Source organism: Yonghaparkia sp. Soil809 (assembly GCF_001429705.1).
Classification (GTDB): domain Bacteria; phylum Actinomycetota; class Actinomycetes; order Actinomycetales; family Microbacteriaceae; genus Microcella.
In genome coordinates this window covers 1,000,693-1,008,210 of the sequence record NZ_LMSV01000002.1, presented here as the reverse complement: position 1 = coordinate 1,008,210, position 7,518 = coordinate 1,000,693, and the positions used below count along the sequence as shown (strand labels likewise).

Here is a 7,518-nt window from a genome sequence, read left to right as displayed (position 1 = left end):
CCGCGGCGTGATCGACGAGATCAGCATTCGCAGCCTCGGCGTCATCGGCGAGGCCACGCTGCCGCTCGGGCCCGGTTTCACGGCGCTCACGGGCGAGACCGGCGCTGGCAAGACGATGGTCGTCACCGCGCTCGGGCTCCTGCTCGGATCGCGCGCCGACTCCGGCGCCGTGCGCCTCGGCAGCGACCAGGCGCTCGTCGAGGGCCGCTGGCGCGTCGACCCCGAGGGGGCCGTCGCCGAGCGGGTGCGGGATGCCGGGGGCGACATCGACGGCGACGAACTGATCCTGAGCCGCTCGCTCTCGACCGAGGGCCGCAGCCGCGCGGTCGTCGGGGGTCGCTCCGCCCCCGTCGGTGTGCTCACCGAGATCGGCGAGCAGCTCGTCGTCGTCCACGGCCAGAGCGACCAGCTGCGCCTGCGCTCGACCGCCGCGCAGCGCGACACCCTCGACCGCTTCGCCGGCGCCGAGCTGCAGACGGTGCTCGGGGACTACCGCGAGGTCCACGAGCGCTGGATGGAGGCGCGTGCCGACCTCGACACGCTCATCGCCCACCGCGACGCGCGCGTGCGGGAGGCGGAGGAGCTGCGGCTCGCCCTCGACGAGATCGAGGCCGCAGCGCCGCAGCGCGGCGAGGACGACGAGCTCGCCGTGCGCGCCGATCGGCTCGCGAACGTCGAAGATCTCCGTCTTGCCGCGGCGCAGGCGCACGATCTGCTCTCGAGCGAGTCGCTCGACGACGGGCGCGATGCCGTGAGCCTCGTCGAGGCCGCGCGCCGCGCCGTCGACCGGGTTGCCGGGCACGACGCGCAGCTCGAGCCCATCGTCGAGGCCATCGCGAACGCCGGCTACGTGCTCGGCGAGGCCGCCGTGCAGCTCTCCGGCTACCTCGCCTCGCTCGACACCGACGGCGGCCGCGAGCTCGAGATCGTGCAGGAGCGCCGAGCCGCGCTCTCCGCGCTCGTGCGCAAGCACGGTTCGAGCCTCGACGACGTGATCGATACCCTCGAGCAGGGCTCGGCGCGGCTGCTCGAGCTCGACCAGGACGACCTGCGGGTCGAGCAGCTGCGGGCGAGCGTCGACGCCGACCTCGCAGCGCTCACCGCTCTCGCCGAGCGCCTGACCGCGCTGCGGACGGCGGCGGCCGAGCGACTCGGCGAGGCCGTCACCGCCGAGCTCGCCGCGCTCGCGATGCCCAACGCGCGCCTCACGGTCGACGTGACGACGCGCGACGACTTCGCCGCGCACGGTCGCGACGACGTCGCCATCCTGCTGCAGCCCCACGCGGGAGCCGAGCCGCGGCCGATCGCGAAGGGCGCGAGCGGCGGCGAGCTCTCGCGCGTCATGCTCGCCCTCGAGGTCGTCATCGCCGGCACCGACCCCGTTCCCACGTTCATCTTCGACGAGGTCGACGCGGGCGTCGGAGGCGCGAGCGCGATCGAGATCGGTCGGCGGCTCGCGCGCCTCGCCGAGACCGCGCAGGTCATCGTCGTCACCCACCTCGCCCAGGTCGCCGCGTTCGCGACCAACCACCTGCGGGTCATCAAGGGCGACGACGGCGAGGTGACCGCGTCGAGCGTGCAGCAGCTCGACGGGGAGGATCGCATCGCCGAGATGGCGCGCCTGCTGAGCGGCCTGCCCGACAGCGAGAGCGGCCTCGCCCACGCGCGCGAGCTCATCGACGTCGCGCAGGAGCGCGCGCGGACCTAGGGCGCTGTTGCCGGAGGGTCTGCAGCCATCGGTGCGACCGACCGTACGCTCACGGCGTGCGCGCGTCGAGGTGCGGCAGGTCACGATTCGGATAGCATGGAACCCCGTGGCGAACACTTCCGACCAGGGCCCTGCATCCGACCGAACCGCGCGGATCACCAAGCACATCTTCGTGACCGGGGGTGTCGTCTCCTCTCTGGGCAAGGGCCTCACCGCCGCGAGTCTGGGCAATCTGCTCACTGCGCGCGGGCTGCGCGTCGTCATGCAGAAGCTCGACCCGTACCTCAACGTCGACCCGGGAACGATGAACCCGTTCCAGCACGGCGAGGTCTTCGTGACCGACGATGGCGCCGAGACCGACCTCGACATCGGGCACTACGAGCGCTTCCTCGACATCAACCTCAGCCAGGCCGCGAACGTCACGACCGGCCAGATCTACTCGCAGGTGATCGCCAAGGAGCGCCGTGGCGAGTACCTCGGCGACACCGTGCAGGTGATTCCGCACATCACCGACGAGATCAAGCGCCGCATGCGGCTGCAGGCGCAGGACGACCCGCAGCCCGACGTCATCATCACCGAGATCGGCGGCACGGTCGGCGACATCGAGTCGCAGCCGTTCATCGAGTCGGCCCGCCAGGTGCGCCACGAGCTCGGCCGCAGGAACGTGTTCTTCGTGCACGTGAGCCTCGTGCCGTTCATGGGAGCCTCGGGCGAGCAGAAGACCAAGCCGACGCAGCACTCGGTCGCGGCCCTGCGCTCCATCGGCATCCAGCCGGATGCCCTGGTCCTGCGATCGGACCGCCCCGTCACGAGCGCCAACCGCCGCAAGATCGCGCTCATGTGCGACGTCGAGGAGGCCGGTGTCGTCAACGCGGTCGACGTGCCGTCGATCTACGACATCCCGTCGATGCTGCACAGCCAGGGTCTCGACGCCTACATCATCGACCAGCTCGATCTCGAGGCCGGCGAGGTCGTGTGGGACGGCTGGCGCGAGCTGCTCACGGCCGTCCACGAGCCCAAGCGCGAGGTCACGATCGGCCTCGTCGGCAAGTACATCGACCTGCCCGACGCCTATCTGAGCGTCACCGAGGCGCTGCGGGCCGGCGGCTTCGCGCACCAGGCGAAGGTCGTCATCCGGTGGATCCCCAGCGACGAGTGCGAGACCCCCGAGGGCGCGGCGAAGATGCTCGGCGACCTCGATGGCATCTGCGTGCCGGGCGGCTTCGGCGTCCGCGGCATCGAGGGCAAGCTCGGGGCGCTGAAGTTCGCCCGCGAGAACAAGATCCCGACGCTCGGCCTATGCCTGGGACTGCAGTGCATGGTCATCGAGTACGCGCGCAACGAGGCGGACCTGCCGGGGGCATCCTCGACCGAGTTCGACCCCGAGACCGAGTTCCCCGTCATCGCGACGATGGCCGAGCAGGTTGCTCATCTCGCCGGCGGCGACCTCGGCGGCACGATGCGTCTGGGCCTGTACGAGGCGAAGCTCGCGCCCGGGTCGATCGTGGCCGAGGTGTACGGCTCTGAGGTCTCGCACGAGCGCCACCGCCACCGCTACGAGGTCAACAACGCCTACCGCGAGCAGATCGCCGCCGCGGGCCTGCACTTCTCGGGCACGAGCCCCGACGGCACGCTCGTCGAGTACGTCGAGCTTCCGCGAGAGCAGCACCCGTACTACGTCGCGACGCAGGCGCACCCCGAGCTGCGGTCGCGCCCCAATAACGCGCACCCCCTGTTCGCCAGGCTCGTCGGCGCCGCGATCGAGCGCCAGCTCGCGAGCCGGCTGTTCGACGACGAGGCGTCGGCCGAGGCGTGAGCGCGAGTGCGAGTGCGAGTGCGAGTGCCAGCATGAGCGCGGGCGGCGCGGCGACCGGCGACGCGAGCGGCGACCTGCTCGCCGACGCGGCCCACTCGGTCGAGGTGCTCGACTCCGAGGTCGTGTTCGATGGGAAGGTGTGGGACATCCGGCGCGAGCGCTTCGCGTACGGCGACGTCACGCTCGTCCGCGAGTTCCTGGAGCACCCCGGCGCCGTCGCGGTGCTCGTCATGGACGAGGCGGAGCGCATCCTGCTGATCCAGCAGTACCGCCACCCGATCCAGTCGCGCGACTGGGAGATGCCCGCGGGGCTCCTCGACATCGAGGGGGAGGATCCTCTCGCGGCCGCGCAGCGCGAGCTCGCCGAGGAGGTCGACCTCGTCGCCGAGCACTGGGAGCCGCTGCTGACCCTCCACACGAGCCCGGGCGGCTCGGACGAGGTCATCACGATCTACCTCGCGACGGGTCTCTCGCCCACCGAGGAGGCCTTCGCCCGCGAGGCGGAGGAGGTCGACATGACCCTGCGCTGGGTGTCGCTCGACGAGGCCGTCGACGCCGTGCTCGCGGGCCGCGTTCGCAACGGAATCCTCATCGCGGCGGTGCTCGCCGCGCACGCCCGGCGCAGCCGGCCATGACCGCGCGCGCGACGATCGCGGGGGATGCCCCTCCCGCTCTCGTGCGCGCGATCGAGACGTACGTGAGGCACGTCGCCCTCGAGCGCGGACGAAGCCCGCACACCGTGGCGGCGTACCGCCGCGACCTGCTCCGCTACGCCGCCTTCGTCGGCGGGCTCGGACGGCAGGAGCCCGTCGAGATCACGAGCGCGGACGTCGCGGCGTTCGTGACCGAGCTGCGCGACCCGAGCGTGCCCCTCGACGAGAGCGGTGCGGCTCCGGCGGCCGTGAGCGCGTCGAGCGCCGCGCGCATGCTGTCGAGCGTGCGCGGCTGGCACCGGTTCCTCGTCGAGGAGGGCATCCTCACCGCCGACGTCGCGCGCGATCAGAAGCCGCCCCGACAGCCCAAGCGCCTGCCGAAGGCGATCTCGATCGCCGAGGTCGAGGCGCTGCTGGAGGCGTGCGCGGGGGACGACCCGCTCATGCTGCGCGACCGCGCCCTGCTCGAGCTGCTGTACGCGACGGGCGCGCGCGTGAGCGAGGCGATCGACCTCAACGTCGACGACGTGATCGGCGACGACGCGCGCGTCGGCACGGCCGTGCGGCTCTTCGGCAAGGGCCGCAAGCAGCGCATCGTTCCGCTCGGCCGCTACGCGCAGGAGGCCTTGGACGCCTACCTCGTGCGGGCGCGACCGCTCGCGGCTCCGCGCGGGGCGGCGACTCCGGCGCTCTTCCTCGGCGCGCGCGGGGCGCGGCTCAGTCGGCAGTCGGCGTGGCTGGTGATCCGCGCGGCGGCGCAGCGCGCGCACCTCGACGTCGAGCTCTCGCCGCACACGCTGCGGCACTCGTTCGCGACGCACCTCATCGAGGGCGGTGCCGACGTGCGCGTCGTGCAGGAGCTCCTCGGCCACGCGAGCGTCGCGACGACCCAGATCTACACGCTCGTCACGGCCGACGCGATGCGCGAGGCGTGGGCGACGGCGCACCCGCGGGCCCGGTAGCGGCGGCAGCGCAGCGGCTGCTGCGGAACTGTCCGTGCGCGGCGGATCCCGCGCGGCGCCTACCCCGCGGGCTCGGCTGTGCGGCGCGGCTCGAGTCGGGCATCCCCGGTCGGACCCCACCGCACGATCTGCTGCTCGCCGTCGACCGTGACGATCGGGGGCGGCTCGTCCAGCGGCACGAAGCCGCGGCGCGCGACGTCGAGCGTGCGCATGCAGCCGGCGAAGAACTCCTGCTCGGATCCGCGGCGCGTCGTGAGCAGGCAGATCTCGGAGTCCGGCGCGCCATCGCCGGCGTCGAGTCGCAGCGCCCACACGTCCTGCGACCGCTCTCCCTCCTCGGTCGTCAGCAGGAGCCGGACGTCGGGTCGCTCCTGGAGGTAGAACACGGAGCCGGTCGCGAACTGCTCGGCGCGCTCGCGCTCGGTCGCGGTCGGCGGTCGCTCGAAGACCGCGAGCGAGCGCGGCGGCGGGGTCGTCAGGGCGGCGGTGCCGGCGGCGCTGACAGCGAGGATGCCCGTCGCGACCGCGGCGGCGACCAGGCTCGCGCGGCTCACGACGAGGCCTCTTCGTCGGCGGCGCGCTCCTCGAGCACGAGCTCGCCGGAGGGGAGCCACGTCGCCGCGAAGGGCTGGCTCGCCCCGCTCGCGACGCCCCCGATCTCGGGTGCCGTCATGCCGTTCTCCGCGAAGTCCTCGACGCTCGTGCAGGCCCCGGCGTTGCCGCTGCGATCGCCGACCCACAGGCAGAACTGCGGGGCGTCGCCGAGGCGTCCGAAGCCGTCCTGGTCGTCGGTGAGCAGGCCGACCCACTGCGTGCCCTCGACCTCGGCGAGCAGGAGCGGCCCGGCGATCGTGCCCGGAGAGTAGTTCCAGATCAGCTGGTCGGCCGGGGTCGGCCCGGCCTCGAGCTGCTCCAGCGCCGGGATGTCGAGGGCGCGGACCTCATCGAGCGTGATCGCGCCCCGCTGCTCGACCTCGAGCGTCGACGACCCGTCGGGCCGCCAGGCGTAGACGACGGTGAAGGCCCCGCCGTCCGTCCACTCCTGTTCGAGCCCCTCGGTGCGGAAGGCCTCCTCGGTCGTGCACGTGTGCCCGGTCAGGAACCCCCGATCGATGAGCAGCGCCATGCAGGGCTCGGTGATCGAATCGGAGACCCGCTGACGGTAGACCACGAGCCGCGGGTCGCTGCGCGGCTCGCCGAGCGCGCGCGGGCCGGCCGCGAGCTCGACGGCCGCGCTCTCGAGGTCGCGTGCGGCGCTCTCCTCATCGCGCTCGGGGCTCGCGCCGCCCGCCGAGGTGCCGTCGGCGCCGTCGGCACGCGCGCCGTCGGCGAAGACGGCGTACGCGGGCGGCGGGGAAGTGAGCGCGACGTGCACCCCGGCGAGGATGCCCGTGGCGGCGAGCAGCGCGACCGCGGCGATCGCGGCACCGCGCCGCTCGGCGCGGGTCGCGCCGCGCATCCGCGCGACGGTCGCCCGCCACGCGCGCTCCGCGGGGGAGGGGTCGTCGTCGAAGGGGTCGTCCCGCTCCGCTGCGTCCCTCTCGGGCAAGGCGTTCGTTGCGGGCGCTCGGACGGTCTCGAGCGATCGCGTCGTCGCGGCAGGCTCGCGCGCCGGCATCAGCGCGGCGAGCTCGGCCGCGGCCCGCTCCGCGTCGGCCGCCTCCTCATCCGTGCGGGGGCGGGAGAACGCGCGACGCTGCAGCTCGCGCAGGCGCTCGACGTCGGTCGAGTCGCTCATGACCCCTCGTCGTCGCGCGGGGGCGCGGGCACGTCGATGAGCCGGGCATCCCCCGTCGGACCCCACGCGATGGCGCGCTGCTCGCCGTCGACGAGCAGCGTCGGTCGCGGCTGGTCGATCGGGATGAAGCCCCGCCGCGCGACGTCCTTCTCCTCCATGCACCCGATCGTGCTCCAGCTGTCCAGGAGAGGATCGGTCGCGAGGCACACCACGGCGTACGGGTTCTCCATCTGATCGCTCACGTCGCTGCGCAGCGCCCAGATCTCTCGCGCCGTCGTCTGCGCCGTGTCGGGCATCTCGAGTATCAGCCTCGCCTGCACCTCCGCTCCGGGGAAGAAGAGCCTGCCCTGCGTGGCGAGGTTCTCCTCCACGTCGCGCTCCTGCTCGGTGGGCTCCCGGTCGAACACGGCGAGGGAGGGGGCGTCCGCGTCGCGCAGGAGCACGGCGGCGGCGGCGACCACGACGGCGGCTCCCACGGCGATGATCGCGACCGCGGCGATGACGGAGCGACGGCGACGGGATGCGGGCGCCGGCGCTTCGAGGACGGGCGCCGCGGGCGAGGGCTCGGTGTCACCGCCCCGCACGGGCTCCGGCTCGGGTGGGGGCGGTAGGGGTGCCAGCGCCGGTGGCTCGGCGCCGGG

Annotated in this window: 7 protein-coding genes; 4 read left to right on the top strand and 3 right to left on the bottom strand. The window is 73.3% G+C overall.

Annotated features, from left to right (window positions below; all coding sequences use genetic code 11):
* The first annotated feature begins 7 nt into the window (after positions 1-7).
* The 4 genes from recN (at position 8) to ASG83_RS12280 (ending at position 5,139) form a co-directional block, all read left to right on the top strand.
* Complete coding sequence (gene recN / locus ASG83_RS12295) at positions 8-1,708, top strand: DNA repair protein RecN (protein WP_055861886.1); 1,701 nt, start codon at positions 8-10, stop codon at positions 1,706-1,708.
* Positions 1,709-1,814: 106 nt separating this feature from the next.
* A complete protein-coding gene (locus ASG83_RS12290) occupies positions 1,815-3,524 on the top strand; it encodes a CTP synthase (RefSeq protein ID WP_055861883.1) in 1,710 nt (569 codons plus the stop codon).
* A 32-nt stretch (positions 3,525-3,556) separates the two neighbouring features.
* Positions 3,557-4,159, top strand: a complete 603-nt coding sequence (locus ASG83_RS12285) for an NUDIX hydrolase (protein ID WP_082599234.1) — start codon at positions 3,557-3,559, stop codon at positions 4,157-4,159.
* On the top strand, positions 4,156-5,139 hold the full coding sequence (locus ASG83_RS12280; RefSeq protein WP_055861881.1) for a site-specific tyrosine recombinase XerD: 984 nt from the start codon (positions 4,156-4,158) through the stop codon (positions 5,137-5,139). Before ASG83_RS12285 ends, ASG83_RS12280 begins: the two co-directional genes overlap by 4 nt.
* Positions 5,140-5,198: 59 nt before the next feature.
* Here ASG83_RS12280 and ASG83_RS12275 read toward each other — a convergent pair whose 3' ends face one another.
* The 3 genes from ASG83_RS12275 to ASG83_RS12265 are packed head-to-tail and all read right to left on the bottom strand — an operon-like array spanning position 5,199 to position 7,461.
* Positions 5,199-5,693: a hypothetical protein gene (locus ASG83_RS12275; RefSeq protein WP_055861878.1), complete on the bottom strand. Its 495-nt coding sequence runs from the start codon at positions 5,691-5,693 to the stop codon at positions 5,199-5,201.
* Positions 5,690-6,877 (bottom strand): hypothetical protein, encoded by a 1,188-nt coding sequence (locus tag ASG83_RS12270; protein WP_055861876.1) that lies wholly within the window; start codon positions 6,875-6,877, stop codon positions 5,690-5,692. Before ASG83_RS12270 ends, ASG83_RS12275 begins: the two co-directional genes overlap by 4 nt.
* Positions 6,874-7,461, bottom strand: a complete 588-nt coding sequence (locus tag ASG83_RS12265) for a hypothetical protein (protein WP_055861873.1) — start codon at positions 7,459-7,461, stop codon at positions 6,874-6,876. The genes ASG83_RS12270 and ASG83_RS12265 overlap by 4 nt, the downstream gene beginning before the upstream one ends.
* Positions 7,462-7,518: the final 57 nt, after the last annotated feature.